At 74.8% G+C, this 17989-nt stretch carries 15 protein-coding genes; 5 read left to right on the forward strand and 10 right to left on the reverse strand.

The annotated features are described in order from the left end of the window. Positions 1-855: a phosphoadenylyl-sulfate reductase gene (locus ACWGKI_RS10115; protein ID WP_380243851.1), complete on the reverse strand. Its 855-nt coding sequence runs from the start codon at positions 853-855 to the stop codon at positions 1-3. Beyond that, entirely contained in the window at positions 852-2600 is a 1749-nt protein-coding gene (locus ACWGKI_RS10120) for a nitrite/sulfite reductase (RefSeq protein WP_452186665.1), read from the reverse strand. The genes ACWGKI_RS10115 and ACWGKI_RS10120 overlap by 4 nt, the downstream gene beginning before the upstream one ends. Before the next feature lie 395 nt (positions 2601-2995). Here ACWGKI_RS10120 and ACWGKI_RS10125 point away from each other — a divergent pair, with 395 nt between their 5' ends. Then, the gene (locus ACWGKI_RS10125) at positions 2996-3367 is read left to right on the forward strand and encodes a hypothetical protein (protein ID WP_380243853.1); all 372 of its coding nucleotides are present in this window, start codon (positions 2996-2998) and stop codon (positions 3365-3367) included. 31 nt (positions 3368-3398) lie between these two features. Beyond that, positions 3399-3881, forward strand: a complete 483-nt coding sequence (locus ACWGKI_RS10130; protein WP_452186667.1) for a DUF456 domain-containing protein — start codon at positions 3399-3401, stop codon at positions 3879-3881. 30 nt (positions 3882-3911) lie between these two features. Here ACWGKI_RS10130 and ACWGKI_RS10135 read toward each other — a convergent pair whose 3' ends face one another. After that, positions 3912-4295 carry a VOC family protein gene (locus tag ACWGKI_RS10135; RefSeq protein WP_452186669.1) on the reverse strand — a complete coding sequence of 128 codons (384 nt, stop codon included), beginning with the start codon at positions 4293-4295 and terminating at the stop codon, positions 3912-3914. Between the two features lie 130 nt (positions 4296-4425). Between ACWGKI_RS10135 and ACWGKI_RS10140 the strand changes: the two genes are divergently transcribed. After that, complete coding sequence (locus tag ACWGKI_RS10140; RefSeq protein WP_452186671.1) at positions 4426-4947, forward strand: GNAT family N-acetyltransferase; 522 nt, start codon at positions 4426-4428, stop codon at positions 4945-4947. Here the strand turns inward: ACWGKI_RS10140 and ACWGKI_RS10145 are convergent. Then, entirely contained in the window at positions 4944-6461 is a 1518-nt protein-coding gene (locus ACWGKI_RS10145) for an FAD-dependent monooxygenase (RefSeq protein ID WP_452186673.1), read from the reverse strand. The genes ACWGKI_RS10140 and ACWGKI_RS10145 overlap by 4 nt on opposite strands. Positions 6462-6515: 54 nt before the next feature. Here ACWGKI_RS10145 and ACWGKI_RS10150 point away from each other — a divergent pair, with 54 nt between their 5' ends. Both ACWGKI_RS10150 and ACWGKI_RS10155 read left to right on the forward strand, forming a co-directional pair. Continuing rightward, a complete protein-coding gene (locus ACWGKI_RS10150) occupies positions 6516-9224 on the forward strand; it encodes a UvrD-helicase domain-containing protein (RefSeq protein WP_452186675.1) in 2709 nt (902 codons plus the stop codon). Positions 9225-9258: 34 nt separating this feature from the next. Continuing rightward, positions 9259-9897 carry a hypothetical protein gene (locus ACWGKI_RS10155; protein WP_452186677.1) on the forward strand — a complete coding sequence of 213 codons (639 nt, stop codon included), beginning with the start codon at positions 9259-9261 and terminating at the stop codon, positions 9895-9897. Here the strand turns inward: ACWGKI_RS10155 and ACWGKI_RS10160 are convergent. The 6 genes from ACWGKI_RS10160 to ACWGKI_RS10185 form a co-directional block, all read right to left on the reverse strand. After that, on the reverse strand, positions 9879-10595 hold the full coding sequence (locus ACWGKI_RS10160) for a response regulator (RefSeq protein ID WP_380243860.1): 717 nt from the start codon (positions 10593-10595) through the stop codon (positions 9879-9881). The two genes, ACWGKI_RS10155 and ACWGKI_RS10160, sit on opposite strands and share 19 nt — an antisense overlap. Then, positions 10592-13156: a DUF4118 domain-containing protein gene (locus ACWGKI_RS10165; protein ID WP_452186679.1), complete on the reverse strand. Its 2565-nt coding sequence runs from the start codon at positions 13154-13156 to the stop codon at positions 10592-10594. The genes ACWGKI_RS10160 and ACWGKI_RS10165 overlap by 4 nt, the downstream gene beginning before the upstream one ends. Positions 13157-13170: 14 nt before the next feature. Further along, positions 13171-13767 carry a potassium-transporting ATPase subunit KdpC gene (kdpC, locus tag ACWGKI_RS10170; protein ID WP_452186681.1) on the reverse strand — a complete coding sequence of 199 codons (597 nt, stop codon included), beginning with the start codon at positions 13765-13767 and terminating at the stop codon, positions 13171-13173. Between the two features lie 23 nt (positions 13768-13790). After that, positions 13791-15941, reverse strand: a complete 2151-nt coding sequence (gene kdpB / locus ACWGKI_RS10175) for a potassium-transporting ATPase subunit KdpB (RefSeq protein WP_452186683.1) — start codon at positions 15939-15941, stop codon at positions 13791-13793. Next, on the reverse strand, positions 15938-17614 hold the full coding sequence (kdpA, locus tag ACWGKI_RS10180; RefSeq protein ID WP_452186685.1) for a potassium-transporting ATPase subunit KdpA: 1677 nt from the start codon (positions 17612-17614) through the stop codon (positions 15938-15940). Before kdpA ends, kdpB begins: the two co-directional genes overlap by 4 nt. A 95-nt stretch (positions 17615-17709) precedes the next feature. After that, positions 17710-17989: hypothetical protein (locus tag ACWGKI_RS10185; protein ID WP_452186687.1), on the reverse strand; the 280-nt coding region annotated here is incomplete at its 5' end.

Consider the following 17989-nt stretch of genomic DNA (forward strand, 5'->3'; position numbering starts at 1 on the left):
TCATCCGTGCAGCCCGCACTCGTCCTTGTCGCGGCCCGCCCAGCGTCCGGCGCGGGCGTCCTGCCCCGCCTCGACCCGCTGGGTGCAGGGCGCGCAGCCCACGGACGGGTACCCGTCGCTGAGCAGCGGGTTGACGACCACGCCGTGCTCCCGGGCGTACTCCTCGACCTCCTCGTCGGTCCAGGCCGCGAGCGGGTTGAGCTTCACCACGCCGTTGCGCTCGTCCCACGAGACGAGGGGCGCGTTCGCGCGTGCCGCCGTCTCGGCACGCCGCACCCCGGTGGCCCACGCCTCGTAGCCCTGCAGCGCCTGCCGCATGGGCGCGACCTTCCGCATGGCGCAGCAGGCCTCGGGGTCGCGGTCGTGCAGGCGCGGACCGTGCGCTGCGTCCTGCTGCGCCACCGTGAGCTCGGGGCGGACGTCCACCACGTCGACGTCCAGCTCGATCTCGACGGCGCCTCGGGTGCCGAGCGTCTCCGCGAAGTGGTAGCCGGTGTCGCCGAACAGGACGTCGACGAACGGGAGCTGTCGGGACACCAGGTGGGCGAGCACGAGGTCCTGCATCGAGGATGCCACCGCGAGGAACGGGCCGAACTCCCGCACCGCCCAGGCGACGACCTCCTCGGCCGTCGCCTCGCGCCGGTCCCCGTCGGCGTGCAGCTGGGCCTGGCCGCGCTCGACGACGTGGCGCAGCTCCTCCGGGGAGCGGCGGTGCCGGGACGCGCGGGCGCGCTGCCGGGCCTCCCGCGAGGCCTCGCGCGCCTCCGCCCGGGCGCGGACCTGCGCGAGCCGGTCGTGCCCGGAGCCGGCCGGTGCGAGCAGCGTCACGGGGGAGGCGACGTCGACGGCGGTCACTGCAGCGCCTCCTCGTCGGCCCGGTGCGCCCACTGCGCGAACGTCTCGTCCGCGGTGTGCTCGGCGTCGTACCGCCGCACCACGCGCTCCACGTAGTCGCCGACCTCCGCCGCCGGGACCTTGAGGCCGCGCACCGTGCGCCCGAGCTCCCCGGCGTCGCGCCCCGCCCCGACGAGGCCGCCGCCCAGGTGCACCTGGAAGCCCGGCATCTGCTCGCCGTCGACGGTGATGATCTGGCCCTTGAGCCCGATGTCGGCCGTCTGGATGCGCGCGCAGGAGTTGGGGCACCCGTTGACGTTGAGCTCGATGGGCCGCTCCAGGCGCCCGGTCACGTCGCCCAGCCGTTCCTCCAGCTCGGTGATGACGCGCGCCGCCGTGTCCTTCGTGTCGACGATGGCGAGCTTGCAGAACTCGATGCCCGTGCAGGCGATCGTGGAGCGGCGGAACAGGCTGGGCCGGGCGGTAAGGCCCAGCGGCTCCAGCCCGTCGAGGAGCTCGTCGACCCGGTCGGCCGGGACCCCGAGGACCACGACCTTCTGGTGGGCCGTGAGCCGCGCCCCGTCCGCGCCCACGCGCTCGACGAGGTCCGCGAGCCCGGTGAGGGTGTGGCCGCCGACCCTGCCGACCACCGGGGCGGCACCCACGTAGTACCGGCCGTCCTTCTGCTCGTGCACGCCGACGTGGTCGCCCGGGCGCGTGGCCGGCGCGGGCGGCGGGCCGTCGGGCAGGCGGTAGCCCAGGTACTCGGTCTCCAGCACGTCGCGGAACCTCTCGGTGCCCCAGTCCGCCAGGAGGAACTTCAGGCGGGCCTTGTTGCGCAGCCGCCGGTAGCCGTAGTCGCGGAAGATGCGGATGACGCCGTGCCACACGTCCGGCGCCTGCTCCTCGGTGACGAAGACGCCCAGCCGCTCGCCCAGGCGCGGCGTCGTCGACAGCGCGCCGCCCACCCACAGGTCGTAACCCGGCCCGAGCTCCGGGTGGATCACCCCGACCAGCGAGATGTCGTTGATCTCGTGCACGACGTCGAGGCTGGGATGACCGGTGATCGCCGTCTTGAACTTCCGGGGCAGGTTCGCCAGCTCCGGGTCGCCGATGTACCGGCGCTTGATCTCGAGGATCACGGGCGTGGGGTCGATGATCTCGTCCGCCGCGATGCCCGCCACCGGGCTGCCCAGGAACCCGCGGGGCGAGTCGCCGCACGCCGTCGTCGTCTCCAGTCCCACCGCGTCGAGACGGCGCCAGATCTCCGGCATGCTCTCGATCTCGATCCAGTGGTACTGGATGTTCTGGCGGTCGGTGATGTCCGCGGACCCGCGCGCGAAGTCCGCCGAGATGCCCCCCAGCACCCGCAGCGCGGCCGGGTCGAGGACCTGCCCGTCGGAACGCACCCGCAGCATGAAGTAGCGGTCCTCGAGCTCGTGCGGCTCGAGCGTGGCCGTGCGGCCGCCGTCGATCCCGGGCTTGCGCTGGGTGTACAGGCCCCACCAGCGGAAGCGGCCGTGCAGGTCGTCGTCCGCGATCGAGTCGAAGCCGTCACGGGCGTAGGTCGTCTCGATGCGCTCGCGGACCCCGAGGGGTGCCGCCTCCTGCTTGAACACCTCGTTGTGGTTGAGGGGGGCGGTCCCGTCCACCTTCCACTGGCCGTTCGGGCGGGTGGCGCGCGGCGGGCGGACGCGCTCAGGCGCGGCGTGCTCGCCGGTCTCGCCGGTGGCGGCGGGTGCGGGGGTAGAGGTCTGCGTCGTCATCTGGGGGGATCCTCGGTCCTCGGGGGGCGGGGACGCGCGACGACGAGCGACTCAGCGGGGGTGGGCCGAGGACCGACGGCGCGCGCCGGTGCTCAGGAGCCGCGCAGGGGCGGCGGGGCTGAGGTAGGGCGCGATCAGCGACAGCAGCACAGACAGCTGCGCATGCTGCGACGCACGCACGCCGGCATCTCGTGACGCGTCGTCACGAGGAGGCGGTGCGCGGCCGTGGTCATGACGAGGACGGTAGCCGGTCGACCGGCGGTCGCGCGAGAGCGGGTCCACATGGTGGGACCACATGTTGGACGGCCCGTCCGGGGCGCGGGACGCGGTGTGACATGTGACCGGTTGCCGACACCGGCGTCAGATCCCTGTCGGCGCGCGGATAGGGTGGCGGCATGGAGTTCCTCTACCACCTCTTCGTCGCGCTCCACTTCGTGGGCTGGGCGATCGTCCTCGGCGGCTACATCGCGTCGATCAAGAGCCCCGGCCTGTACCGCGGCGTCTTCCACGGTGCGGCGACGGCCCTCGTCGCCGGCGTCGTCATGGTCGGGATCGCCGAGATGGCCGACCTCTGGGCGGACGGCGGCCCGAGCATGGCCAAGATCGGCGTCAAGCTCGTGGTCGCGCTGATCATCACGGTCCTCGCGTTCCTCGCCAAGCGGCAGGGCGCCAAGGGCGACAACGGCACGGGTGCGGTCAGCCCGGCGCTCAAGCACTCGATCGGCGCGCTGACGCTGGTCAACATCCTGGTCGCCGTCTTCTGGTGACCACGACCCTCGCAGCCCCCGGGCGGTCGCGATGAGCGTCCTGGGGGAGGTGCTGGTCGGGCTGGCGATCGCCGTCGGCCTGGTCGGCACCGTCGTCCAGGTGCTCCCCGGCAACGTGCTCGTGCTGGGGAGCATCCTCGTGTGGGCGTGGGTCACCGGCGGCACGACGGCCTGGGTGTGCTTCGCCGTCGCCGCGGTGGCGATCGCCGTCGCCGAAGCGGGTCAGTGGCTCCTGGCCGGCCGCCACATGCGCCGCGCCGAGGTGCCCTGGGGCACTCTCGCCGTCGCCGGTGCGGCCGGGGTCGTCGGCTTCTTCGTGGTCCCCGTCGTCGGGCTGTTCCTGTTCTTCGCCGCGGCGGTCTTCCTGGTGGAGCTCGCCCGACGGCGGGACGCCGCCGTCGCCTGGACCGCCACGCGCGCCGCGCTCAAGGCCACCCTCATCACCATCGGTGTGCAGCTCGCCGGTGGCCTCGTCGCCACCCTCGCCTGGGTGGTCGGGCTGATCCTCACCTGACGTCCGCAGGACCTCCCGCGACGCCACGGCTCACCCGGCAGGGCTCTCCGTGACGTACAGGACGTTGCCGTCGGGGTCCCGGAACTCGAACATCGGGGGTGCCGACTCCCACAGGAGGAGCTCTCCGACGTCCGCACCGGCGTGAGCCAGCGCGTCGCGGGCGCCCGCCGCGTCGGGCGTCGCGAGCCGGACCCCGGTGTCGACGCCGACGGGCAGCCCGTCCCCGGCGCGCACGAGAGCGAGCGACGTCGTGGCGCCCGGCGCGGCGACGTCGACCCAGCGGAAGCCGGGCTGCAGCTCGGCGTCGAACCGGACCTCGAGCCCGAGCGGCCCGGTGTAGAAGGCGAGCGCGGCGTCCTGGTCGCGGACGGGGATCGCGACGGTCTGGACCTCGGTGAAGCGGGCTGTGCTCACGGTGGTTCCTCCTCGGCGGGACCCCGGCGCCGGGCGCGCCGGGGTGGCAGAGAGGGGACCTGCGGCGCCGGCCGATCTCATCGGCGCGCGGCTTAGGGTGTCGGCGGCAGCACGGAGCGACGGAGGAAGCATGGCGGACCAGGGAACGGACCAGGGAACGGACCAGGGAACGGATCGCGGGGCAGGCCGGTCGACGCACCGGTGGGAGGTGCGCGTCGCGACGCTCGACGAGCTGGACGCCCGCACCGGCTACGAGGCGTGGCGGCTGCGGCAGGACGTCTTCGTCGTCGAGCAGGACTGCGCCTACCCGGACCTGGACGGCCGGGACGCCGAGCCGACGACGCGCCACGTCGTCCTGCTCGACGGGGCGGACGACGGCCGCGTGGTCGCCACCGCGCGGGTGCTCGACGACGGGGACGTGCAGCGCATCGGCCGGGTGGTGTGCCACCCCGACGCGCGCGGCACGGGTGCGTCGGGCGTCCTCATGCGAGCCGCCCTCGACGTGGCGACCACGACGGCACCGCACGCCGACGTCGTGCTGGGCGCGCAGTCGCCGCTGACCGGCTGGTACGGGACGTTCGGCTTCGAGCCGGACGGACCCGAGTACCTCGAGGACGACATCCCGCACACGCCGATGCGGTTGCGTCGCTAGCGGGGACGCCGCCCGTCCGCGGTGCCGCACCAGGTGGCCAGCGCGTCGGGGAGCCCCTCGGCCGACCCCTCGCCGACCCACGCCACGTGCCCGTCCGGGCGCACCAGGACGGCGGTCGGGGCGGCGACCTCTCCCAGCACCGGGAGGACCCAGGGCCCGTCGGACGTCGCCGTGACGTGCCGGACGTACCCCGACCAGGGACCGGCGTCCAGCGCCGGGCCGCCGAGCTCCAGGAGCACCGGGCGGGCCGGGTGCAGCAGCTCGAACAGGCGCGCAGGGCCACCGGCAGGCGCGCCGCCAGGTCGGGCGCGCCCCTGGGGCACGAGGTCGAGGTCCGGCATCCTGCGCCCCAGCAGCGGGTGCCCGGCCCCCAGGTCGTACGCGACGTCCAGCCCCGTCACCAGGCCGGTGACCGGCTCGCCCGCCCCGTCGACGGCGAGCACGGTGTCGAACAGGTCGCGCAGAGCCTCCTGCCGCGGGTCCGAGCGCTGGAACAGCGACTGCGCCATCGTGTAGCCCAGCGCCCGGGCGCCGGCCGGGTGCCGCTCCGCGTGATAGGTGTCGAGCAGCGCGTCGCACGACCGGCCGCGCACCACCTGACCGAGCTTCCACCCGAGGTTGACCGCGTCCTGGAGGCCGAGCCCGATGCCCTGCCCGCCCGTCGGGGAGTGCACGTGCGCCGCGTCGCCGGCGAGCAGCACCCGGCCCGCCCGGTACGACGTGGCCTGCCGGGTGGCGTCGCCGAACCGGGACAGCCACGTCGGGTCGTGCACACCGAAGTCGGTGCCGAACACCTCGGTGAGCCCGCGCCGCAGGTCGTCCAGCGTCGGCTCGCCGTCGGACGGCGTCGCCTCCGTGAGCACCACGCGCACCGTGCCGTCGGCCATCCGGGTCAGGCCGTGCGGGCCGCGCTCGTCGACCGTCCCGGTGCGCTGCAGGTCGCCGTCCACCTGCACGTCGGCGATCAGGGTGGTGCGGGTCGCGGCCGGTCCCACCAGGTCGATGCCGACCGCCCGCCGCACGACGCTGCGCCCTCCGTCGGCGCCCACGACGAGACGCGCGCGCACCGGGTCTCCCGTCTCCAGCAGGACGTCGACGCCGTCGTCGTCCTGCTGGACCCCGACGACCTCGACCCCGCGCCGCACCGGCACCCCACGCTCCTGCGCCCACCCGAGCAGCAGCCGCTCGATGCGCCCCTGGAACAGCGCCAGCGTGTACGGGTGGCGGGTGGGCAGCGCGCCCAGCTCGAGACGGGTGCCGCCGAACGTCACCGCCGGGACGGTGGTGCCCTCGGCGAGGAACCGGTCCGCGATCCCGCGCTGGTCGAGCAGCTCGATCGTCCGGGCGTGGATCCCGCCGCCGCGAGAGCCCACGAGGTCCTGCGACGCCCGCCGCTCGAGGACGACGACGTCCGCCCCCGCCAGGCGGAGCTCGGCCGCCAGCATGAGCCCCGTCGGGCCGCACCCGACCACCACCACGTCGTGCACCTCGGTCCCCCCGATCCGTCGCCTCACGCCATCGTGCCCGGTTCCCCGGGTGTCGGTCGCGGAGCCTAGTCTTGGTCCACGATGACCTCCCTGTTCGACAGCCTGTCCCTGCCCGGGTTCGACCACGCCGCGAAGGACGACACCGCCCGCCTCCCGCCGGTCGCCCCGCGCTGGGACGACGACGCCGCCGACCCGGCGTCCGGCGCGCCCGCGTGGGTGCGCGACGCCGCGTCCGACGCCCACGACGGCGGGCCGGGCGACGCGCGTCCCCGGACCCGCGGGGCGTTCTCCCACCTGGACCCGGACGCCCTGCTGGACGGGCTGAACCCGCAGCAGCGGGCCGCCGTCGAGCACGCGGGCTCACCGCTGCTGATCGTCGCCGGCGCGGGGTCGGGCAAGACGCGCGTGCTCACGCACCGCATCGCCCACCTGCTCGCCACCGGCCGGGCACGGGCGGGCGAGATCCTGGCGATCACGTTCACGAACAAGGCCGCGGCGGAGATGCGCGAGCGCGTCGAGCACCTCGTGGGCCCGGCAGGCGGCCGGATGTGGGTCTCGACGTTCCACTCCGCCTGCGTGCGGATCCTGCGCAAGGAGGCCAAGACCCTCGGTCTGCGCACCAGCTTCTCGATCTACGACGCCGCGGACTCGCAGCGACTCATCACGCTGGTGACGCGCGAGCTGGACCTGGACGCCAAGAAGTACCCGGCACGCTCGCTGGCGCACAAGATCAGCGACCTCAAGAACGAGCTGATCGACCCGGAGACGTACGCCCGGACGTCCGGCGCCGACACCGCCGAGCACGCCGACGCGGTGGAGCCGCCCGCGTCGGGCTGGCGCGCGCGGGCCGCGGGCGGCGGGCTGGCCGACGGCGGGGCGCCCGAGTTCGACACGGTGCTGGCGGACGTCTACCGCCGCTACCAGCAGCGCCTCGCGCAGGCGAACGCGCTCGACTTCGACGACATCATCATGACCACGGTGAACCTGCTGCAGGCGTTCCCCAACGTCGCGGAGCACTACCGCCGCCGGTTCCGCCACATCCTCGTGGACGAGTACCAGGACACGAACCACGCGCAGTACGTGCTGGTGCGCGAGCTCGCGGGGGCCACGGCCGACGGCCCGGGCGTCGACGGCCTGGACTCCGCCGAGCTCACGGTGGTGGGCGACGCCGACCAGTCGATCTACGCGTTCCGCGGCGCCACGATCCGCAACATCGTGGAGTTCGAGGAGGACTACCCCGACGCCACGACCATCCTGCTGGAGCAGAACTACCGTTCCACGCAGACGATCCTCTCGGCCGCCAACGCGGTGATCTCGCGCAACCCCGACCGCAAGCCGAAGCGGCTGTGGACCGACGCGGGCGCGGGGGAGAAGATCGTCGGCTACGTGGCCGACGACGAGCACGGCGAGGCACGGTTCGTCGCGGAGGAGATCGACCGGCTCGGTGACGCGGACGGCGTGCGGCCAGGGGACGTCGCGGTGTTCTACCGCACCAACGCGCAGTCCCGGGCGCTGGAGGAGGTGCTGATCCGCGTCGGGCTGCCGTACAAGGTGGTCGGCGGCACCCGCTTCTACGAGCGCCGCGAGATCAAGGACGCCGTCGCGTACCTGCGCGCCCTGGCCAACCCCGACGACGACGTGAACCTGCGCCGGGTGCTGAACGTGCCCAAGCGCGGGCTGGGCGACAAGGCCGAGTCGATGGTGGCGGGGTTCGCCGACCGTGAGCGCCTGTCGTTCGGGGCAGCGCTGGAGCGGGCGGACGAGATCCCCGGCCTCACGACCCGCACCTCCAAGCCGCTGCTGGCGTTCCGCGACATGATGCGCGACCTGCGCGCGCTCGTGGAGGACGGTGAGCCGCCCGCCACGATCCTCGGCGCGGTGCTCGACCGCAGCGGGTATCTCGCGGAGCTGCGCGCCTCGGACGACCCGCAGGACGCGTCGCGCGTGGAGAACCTCGCCGAGCTGCACGCCGTGGCGGCCGAGTTCAGCGAGCTCGACCCCGAGGGCGACCTGACCGACTTCCTCGAGCGCGTGTCGCTGGTGGCCGACGCGGACCAGATCCCGGACGAGGACGTGGCCGACGGCGAGGCGGAGCAGGAACCCAAGGAGGACCCGGGCGTCGTCACCCTGATGACCCTGCACACCGCCAAGGGCCTGGAGTTCCCCGTCGTCTTCCTCACCGGGCTGGAGGACGGCACGTTCCCGCACATGCGCTCGCTGCACGACGACTCCGAGCTCGCCGAAGAGCGGCGGCTCGCCTACGTCGGCATCACGCGGGCGCGGCAGCGGCTGTACATCAGCCGTTCCGCGGTGCGGTCCGCGTGGGGGATGGCCAACGAGTTCCCGCCCAGCCGGTTCCTCGAGGAGGTCCCCGACGACCTGTGGGACTGGCGGCGGCGGGAGTCGTCCACCCAGTACCTGCGCCGTGGCGGGTCGGCCTGGGGCGGCTCGGCCGGGCGGGACCGCCGCGGCGGGGGAACGACCGGCGGCACGTGGGCGCCGGAGCGGCGCTCGCCGTCCGCGGGGGTCGGCGGGCGCCTGGGCAAGCCGAAGGACGCCGGCAAGGCCGCGACGGCGAGCACGGGGGCGACGTTCGGCTCGGCGACGCCGCGCAAGGACGCGGACGTCCCGTCGCTGGACGTGGGGGACAAGGTGACCCACGACGCGTACGGCGTCGGCACCGTCGTGTCGCTGGAGGGCAGCGGTCCCAACGCGGTCGCGCGGATCGACTTCGGCGCGGACGGCACCAAGCGCCTGCTGCTGCGGTACTCGCCGGTCACGAAGCTCTGACGCCCGCGGGCGGGGGCGGCGCGCGCCTGGCATCGTGACCTGGCATCGTGGCGGTGTGCTGCTGGACGCGAGGACGCTGCGCGGGCTCGCCGACGGGACGGTGACGCACACCTACCGCCGGTGGGCCGTGGTGCGGGTGCATGCCGGCTCGACGATGCGCACACGGGTGGGCGTCGTCGAGGTGACGGGCGTGGACCCGATCGCGCCGGACCGGTTCGAGGCCGAGGTGGACGACGCCGACGCGCGGGGCGCCGGCTTCCGCTCCGGCGAGGCGGCCCGCGCCTGGATCGAGCGGCGCGGCGAGGGCGACCTGTACCGGGTGGGGCTGCGGCTGGCGGGGCCGGACCCGCGGGTCGCGCTGCGGGAGGACGCCGACCTGGACATCGCGACGGTGGATGCCCTCCGCGCCCGGCTCGCCCGCATGGACCGCGCGGCGCCCGAGCCGTGGACCCGCGCCTACCTGGAGCTGATCGAGGCGCGGCCCGCCGTCGTCGCGCGCACCCTGGCGGAAGGGCTGGGGATGGAGCGCGACCCGTTCAAGGTCCGGGTGCGGCGGCTCAAGGAGCTGGGGCTGACGGAGAGCCTCGACGTCGGGTACCGCCTGTCGCCGCGCGGGCGCGCGTACCTCGCGGCGACGGCGCAGGACGCGGACCCTCAGGCCTCGAACCGGTAGCCGGCCCCCGGGTGGGTGAGGAGGTGACGCGGCGCGCCGGGGTCGTCCTCGAGCTTGCGCCGCAGCTGCGCGGTGTACACGCGCAGGTAGTTCGTCTCGGTGTCGTACCCGGGTCCCCAGACGTCCTGCAGCAGCTGCTTGCGGCCCACCATCCGGCCGCGGTGCCGCACCAGCACCTCGAGCAGCGACCACTCGGTGGGCGTGAGCCGTACCTCGGCGCCGTCGCGCTCGACGACCCGGCGGGCGAGGTCGATGCGCAGCCGGCCCGCGACGACGACCGGGTCGGACGACGCGTCGACGGGCCGGGCCCGCCGGACGGCGGCCCGCAGCCGCGCCAGGAGCTCGTTCATGGCGAACGGCTTGGTCACGTAGTCGTCGGCGCCCGCGTCGAGCGCGTCCACCTTGTCCTCGCCGAGCTGTCGCGCCGACAGCACGACGATCGGCACCGCCGACCACCCACGGATGCCGGCGATGACGTCGAGCCCGGAGACGTCGGGCAGGCCCAGGTCGAGCACGACGACGTCGGGGTGCGCGGCCGCCGCGGCGTCGAGCGCGGCGGCCCCGGTGCCGGCGACGGTGACGTCCCAGCCGTGCGCGCGCAGGTTGATCGCCAAGGCCCGGGCCAGCCCGGCGTCGTCGTCGACGACGAGGACCCGGTTGCCGCCGGGGACGTCGGCGTGCGCCGGACGGTCGCTCATCGGACCGGTCCCGTCTGCGGCGTCTGCTGCGCCGCCACGACCGGTGCGCTGACGACCATGGTGAGGCCGCCGCCGGGGGTGTCCTCGGCGGTCACGGTCGCTCCGACGGCACGGGCGAGGCCGTCGGCGACGGCCAGGCCGAGGCCCAGACCGGAGCCGGTGTCGTCGAGACGCTGGAACGGCTGGAACATGGTCTCCTTCCGGTCGTCCGGCACCCCTGGCCCGGTGTCGACGACGCGGACCTCGACGTCGTCGGGCGTGCTCGACGCCGCGACCCGCACCCGCGCACCGCCCGGCGAGTGTCGCACGGCGTTGGATACGAGGTTGGCCACCACCCGCTCCAGCAGGCCGCCGTCCGTCTCCACGAGGGGCAGGTCCTCGGGCACGTCCAGCTCGAGCCGGTCCAGCCACGGCTCGACGGCGACGAGCACCACCTCCTCGACCGAGGTGGGGCGGTGCACGGGGCGCACGGACCCGGTCTGCAGGCGGGACAGGTCGAGCAGGTTGTCGATGAGCCGTTCGAGGCGCCGGGTGGACTCCTGGATGGTCGTGGTCAGGGCGCGGGTGTCCTCGTCGTCGAGCTCGACGTCGGGGGAGGCGAGGCCGTCGACGGCGGTGCGGATGGCGGTCAGCGGGGTGCGCAGGTCGTGGGAGACGGCGGCGAGGAGGGCGGTGCGCGTCGCCTCGGCGTGCTCGAGCTCGCGGGCCGCGGCCGCCTGCTCGCGCAGCCGGTGGTGCTCCAGCACGATGGCGGCCTGGCTGCCGAACGCCTCGACCGCCTGCCGGTCGCTCGCGGGCAGGGCGCGCCCGGCGAGGACGAGACGGTGGGTGTCGTCCACCCGCACCTCGGTGGTCTCCGCGGTGTGCGGGCCGACGGCGGCCCGCCCGGCGTGCGCGACCGCCGTCCAGGCGGCCCGCTCGTCCGCGCGCGCCTCGAGCCGTACGTCGTCGAGCCCGAAGGTCAGGGCGAGGCGCTGCACGATCGCCTGGGCGGTGTCCTCGCCGGAGAGCACCGACCGGGACAGCGCGGCGAGCGTCGACGCCTCCGCGCGCGCCCGGTAGGCCTGCACGGTGCGGCGCGCCGCAAGGTCCACGACCGACGCCACCGCGGCCGCGACCAGCACGAACACCACCAGCGCGAGGAGGTTCTCCGGGTCGGCGACGGTGAGCCTGCCGGTCGGCGGAGTGAAGAACCAGTTGAGGCACAGGAACGACACGACGGCCGCGGCCACCGCGGGCCACAGCCCGCCGACGAGCGCGACGGCGACGACGCCGGCGAGGAAGAGCATGAGCTCGGTGGTGAGCGACACCGCCTGCCGGCCCAGCACCACGAACAGCCCGGTGAGGAGTGCCGGCACCACCGGGACGGCCAGCCAGCCGGCGAGCCGCCGGGCGGGGGACAGGGGGGACAGGCGGGACGGTAGCCGCACGCCCGCCCGTGCCTCGGCGTGCGCGACGAGGTGCACGTCCGTGCTGCCGGACAGCCGGGCGATCTCGCTGCCCGACGAGCCGAGCAGCGCCTGCCGCCAGCGCGAGTGCCGCGACAACCCGACCACGATCATGGTGGCGTTCACGCCGTGCGCGAAGTCGGCCACCGCCGAGGGCACGTCCTCGCCCACGACCGTGTGGAAGGTGCCGTCCAGCGCCTCGACCAGGGCGCGCTGCGCGGCGATCGCGGCGGGCGGGGCGGACGGCAGCCCGTCCGTGGGCAGCACGTGCACGGCCAGCAGCTCGGACCCGGCGGCGCGCTGGGCGATGCGGGCGCCGCGGCGCAGCAGCGTCTCGCTCTCCGGGCCGCCGGTGACCGCCACCACGATCCGCTCGCGGGCCGGCCACGTGCCGCCGATGCCGTGGTCGGCGCGGTAGCGCGTGAGCGCGTCGTCCACGCGGTCCGCGAGCCACAGCAGCGCCAGCTCGCGCAGCGCCGTGAGGTTGCCCTCGCGGAAGTACTGCCGCAGCGACGCGTCGACCTGCTCCGGCCGGTAGACGTTCCCGTGCGCGAGCCGGCGGCGCAGCTGCTGCGGCGACAGGTCGACGAGCTGGATCTGGTCGGCGTCGCGCACCACCTGGTCGGGGACGGTCTCGCGCTGGCGCACCCCGGTGATGGCCTCGACGTCGTCCGTGAGGGAGGCGAGGTGCTGCACGTTGACCGTCGTGACGACGTCGATCCCGGCGTCGAGCAGGTCGTGCACGTCCTGCCAGCGCTTGGCGTGCCGGGAGCCGGGCGCGTTGGTGTGCGCCAGCTCGTCGACGAGCGCCACCTGGGGCGCGCGGGCGACGACGGCGTCGACGTCGAGCTCGGTGAGCGTCGTGCCGCGGTAGGTGACGTCGCGCCGGGGCACGACCTCCAGGTCGCCGACCTTCGCCGCGGTCCCGGACCGCCCGTGGGTCTCGACCAGTCCGACGACGACGTCGGTGCCGCGGCCGCGGCGGCGCTCGGCCTCGTCCAGCATGGCGAACGTCTTGCCGACGCCGGGCGCGGCGCCGAGGTAGACGGTGAGCCGGCCGCGGCGTGGCGCGACGCCCCCGTGGTCCGGCGGCGTCGTGACCGGCGAAGTCATACGGGCATTGTGCGTCACGCGAGCCGCGCGATCGCCTGGTTGAGGGCGAGGACGTCGACACGCGGGTCGCCGAGGACGCCGAGCGTGCGGCCCCGGGTGTGCTCGGCGACGAGCGCGCGCACCCGTGCGGGGTCGAGCCCCCGCGCGGCGGCGACGCGGGCCACCTGGATCGCCGCGTACGCGGGGGAGATGTCGGGGTCGAGCCCCGACCCGGACGCCGTCACGGCGTCCGGTGGCACGTCGGACGCGGGGACCCCCTCGGTGGCGGCCACCTGCGCACGGCGCTCGATGATCGTCGCGGCGAGCTCGGGGCTCTCCGGGCCGAGGTTGGACCCGCCGGACGCGAGCGTGTCGTAGCCGTCCCCGGCCGCCGACGGGCGGGGGTGGAACCAGCCGTCGCCGGTGAACTGCTGGCCCACCAGCGCGGACCCGACGGCCCGGGACCGGTCGGTGGTGCGGCTGCCGTCGGCGGTGACCAGGGAACCGTCGGCCTGCCAGCCGAACAGCACCTGGCCGGCCCCGGTCACGGCGAGGGGGTACCCGAGGCCGAGCAGCAGGGTGAGGGCGAGCAGCACGCGCAGCCCGGCGAGCGACGATCGGACGAGGTTCACGGTGTTCCTCCAGCGGGCCGGCGTCAGAGGCCGGGGATCAGGGAGACGACGAGGTCGAGGAGCTTGATGCCGACGAACGGCGCGACGAGCCCGCCGGCGCCGTAGACCCACAGGTTCCGGCGCAGCAGGGCGGAGGCCGACGCCGGCCGGTAGCGCACGCCGCGCAGCGCGAGCGGCACGAGCAGCAGGATGATCACGGCGTTGAAGATCACGGCCGAGACGATCGCGGAGTGCGGCGAGCCCAGGTGCATGACGTCGAGCACCGCCAGGCCGGGGAACAGGCCGGAGAACATCGCCGGCAGGATGGCGAAGTACTTCGCGACGTCGTTCGCCACGGAGAACGTGGTCAGCGCCCCGCGGGTGATGAGGAGCTGCTTGCCGATCTCCACGATCTCGATGAGCTTCGTGGGGTCGGAGTCGAGGTCCACCATGTTCCCCGCCTCCTTGGCCGCGGACGTGCCCGACGCCATCGCGACACCCACGTCCGACTGGGCGAGCGCCGGGGCGTCGTTCGTGCCGTCGCCCGCCATCGCGACGAGCCGCCCGCCCTCCTGCTCGCGCCGGATGAGGGCGAGCTTGTCCTCGGGCGTGGCCTCCGCGAGCACCTCGTCGACGCCCGCCTCGTCGCCGATGGCGCGCGCGGTGACGGCGTTGTCGCCCGTCACCATGACGGTGCGGATCCCCATCGCGCGCAGCTCGTCGAACCGCTCGCGGATGCCCTGCTTGACCACGTCCTTGAGCTGCACGACCCCCAGCACCCGGGCAGGACCGTCGCCCACCTGCTCCGCCACCACGAGCGGCGTCCCGCCCGTGCGGGACACGACGTCCACGTGGTCGGCGAGGCGCGCGGCCTGCGCGTCGGTGAGGTGCGCACCCGTGGAGTGCACCCAGCGCTGGACGGCGGAAGCGGCGCCCTTGCGGATCCGGCGGCCGTCCCGGCCGGGGTCGCCCGGCAGGTCGACGCCGGACATCCGCGACTGGGCCGTGAACGGCACCAGGGCGGCGCCCACGGGCAGCTCCGCGGTGTCGCCGAGGCGCTCGTCCACCAGGGCCACGATGCTGCGGCCCTCCGGGGTCTCGTCCGCGAGCGACGCGAGCCGGGCCGCGGCCGCAGCCTCAGGCTCGGTGACGCCGTCGATCGGCAGCACCGCGGCCGCGCGCCGGTTGCCGTACGTGATGGTGCCGGTCTTGTCGAGCAGCAGGACGTCCACGTCGCCCGCCGCCTCGACCGCGCGCCCCGACATGGCGAGCACGTTGCGCTGCACCAGCCGGTCCATGCCGGCGATCCCGATGGCGGACAGCAGCGCGCCGATCGTCGTCGGCACGAGGCACACCAGCAGCGCGACCAGCACCAGCACGTCCTGTCGCGACCCGGAGTACGCGGCGAACGGCTGCAGGGTGGCCACGGCCAGCACGAACACCGCGGTGAGCGAGGTGAGGAGCAGGTTGAGAGCCACCTCGTTCGGGGTGCGCCGGCGCTCGCTGCCCTCCACGAGCGCGATCATGCGGTCGACGAACGTGTGCCCGGGCGGGGTCGTGATGCGCACGACGACCTGGTCGGACAGCACGACGGTGCCGCCGGTGACGGCGCTGCGGTCGCCCCCGGACTCGCGGACCACGGGGGCGGACTCGCCCGTGATCGCGGACTCGTCCACGGACGCCACGCCTTCGATCACGTCACCGTCGCCGGGGACGGTCTCGCCGGCCGCCACCACGACGACGTCGCCCACGCACAGGCGGGCCGACGGGACCTCGGTCGTGGGGAGCGCGGCGAGGCCGGTGCCGGCCTCGAGCGTGTCCTGGGGCGCCAGGACCTTGCGCGCCGTCGTCTGCTGCTGGGCGGCGCGCAGGCTGGACGCCTGCGCGCGGCCGCGGGCCTCCGCGACGGCCTCGGCGAGGGCCGCGAAGGCGACGGTCGCCCACAGCCACCCGGTGACCAGCCACGCGAAGACGGACGGGTGCCAGACCGCGAGGACGGTCGTGAGGGCGGCGCCCGCCTCCACGACCAGCAGCACGGGCGTGCGCCACAGGGCGCGCGGGTCCATGCCGCGCAGGGCTCCGGGCAGCGCGGCACGCACCTGCGCCCAGGTGAGAGCGCGGCCGGGCCGGACCCGGCGCGCGGGGAGGTCGTCGCCCGCCGTGGGGGCGTCGAGCGTCGGGACGGTGGTGGTCATGACAGGGACTCCGCGACGGGACCGAGGGACAGGACGGGGACGAACGTGAGGCCGACGACGACCAGCGCCACCGTGGCGACCAGGCCCACGAACAGGGGCTGGTGGGTGGGCAGGGTGCCCGCGGACGCCGGCACGGTGCGCTGGGAGGCCAGCCGGCCGGCGAGGGCGAGCACGAGGGCGATCGGCACGAACCGGCCGGCCAGCATCGCCAGGCCGAGCAGCGTGTCGTAGAACGTCGTGCCGGACGTGAGCCCGGCGAAGGCGGAGCCGTTGTTGTTGCCGGCCGACGCGAACGCGTACAGCACCTCGGTCAGGCCGTGCGGGCCGGGCTCCTGGATCCCCGCGAGGCCGGGCTGCACCGAGACGGACAGCGCCGTGCCCACCAGCACGACGGCGGGCGTCGTGAGCACGTAGAGCGCGACCAGGGTCATCTCGCCGCGCCCGATCTTCTTGCCGAGGTACTCGGGGGTGCGGCCCACCATGAGGCCGGCGACGAACACCGCGACGACGGCGAGCACGAGCATCCCGTAGAGGCCGGACCCCACCCCGCCCGGTGCGATCTCGCCGAGCAGCATGGCGAAGAGGACGACCCCGCCGCCGGGCGCGGTGAACGAGTCGTGCATCGCGTTGACCGCCCCGGTGGACGTGCCCGTGGTCGCGGCGCCGAACAGGGCGCTGCCTGCGAGGCCGAAGCGGGTCTCCTTGCCCTCCGTCGCCGCCCCCGCGAGGTGGGGTGCGGTCCCCGGACCCGCCAGCTCGGCCCAGGTGGTGAGGGCGATCGCGACGAGCAGGAGCCCGACCATCGCGCCGAGGATCGCCCAGCCCTGCCGGCGGTCGCCGACCATGATGCCGAAGGCTCGCGGCAGCGCCGTGGGGACGAGCAGGATCAGGAAGATCTCCAGGAGGTTGGTCCAAGGGCTCGGGTTCTCCAGCGGGTGCGCCGAGTTGGCGTTGAAGAACCCGCCGCCGTTGGTGCCCAGCTCCTTGATCGCCTCCTGGGACGCGACCGGGCCGCCCAGCAGGTGCTGGACCCCGCCGTCGAGCGTCGTGACGGCGGTGTGCGGGTCCAGGTTCTGGACCACCCCTCCGGCGACCAGCACCAGCGCCGCGACCACCGAGAGCGGCAGCAGCACCCGCACGACGGAGCGGGTGAGGTCGGACCAGAAGTTGCCGACCCGTCCGTCGGTGCCCGACCGGGCGAAGCCGCGCACGAGCGCGATCGCGACCGACATGCCGACGGCGGCGGACACGAAGTTCTGCACGGTGAGGCCGGCCATCTGCAGCAGGTGCCCCGCGGCGGCCTCGCCCGAGTACCACTGCCAGTTGGTGTTGGTCGTGAAGCTCACCGCGGTGTTCCAGGCGCCGGCGGGGTCGAGCCCGGTGAACCCGAGGTTCCACGGGAGGTGCTGCTGGAGGCGCCCGAGCGCGTAGAGGAGCAGCACGGACGCGAGGGAGAAGCCGAGCACGGACAGCAGGTAGGAGCGCCAGTGCTGCTGCGCGTCGGGGTCCACCCGCACGGCGCGGTACCAGGCGCGCTCGGCGCGCGTGTGGCGCGGGGCGGAGTACACGCGGGCCAGATAGCCACCCAGGGGAGCGTGCGCCGCGGCGAGCATCGCCAGCAGCAGGAGGAGCTGGCCGACGGCGGCCAGGACCGTGGTGGTCGTGACGGGCATGGCGGGTCAGCCCTCCCGTCCGTCGCGCAGCATCGCGACGAGGAGGTAGACCAGGGCCAGCGCCATGAGTCCGAGGAAGACGAGGTCGAGGGCGCTCACGCGGACCTCCGGCGGGCGGCGAGCGCCACCGCGGCGAAGAACGCCACCGTGAGCACGACGTAGACGAGATCGCTCATGCGTCCCGGTCTAGTCGCGTCGGACCGGCCCGACGGCGGTCTTGACGCCTTCTTGACGGGCTCGCCCGGAACGTTGACGGCCCGCTGACGACGGGTCGTCAGCGGGCCGTCCCGGGGGGGGGGGCCCCGGGAGGCGGCGCGCCCCACCCCCCCGGGGGCGGTGCGCAGGGCGGGGCCGTCGCAGCCCCCCGGGTGGAGG

Source organism: Isoptericola sp. NPDC055881 (assembly GCF_053615895.1).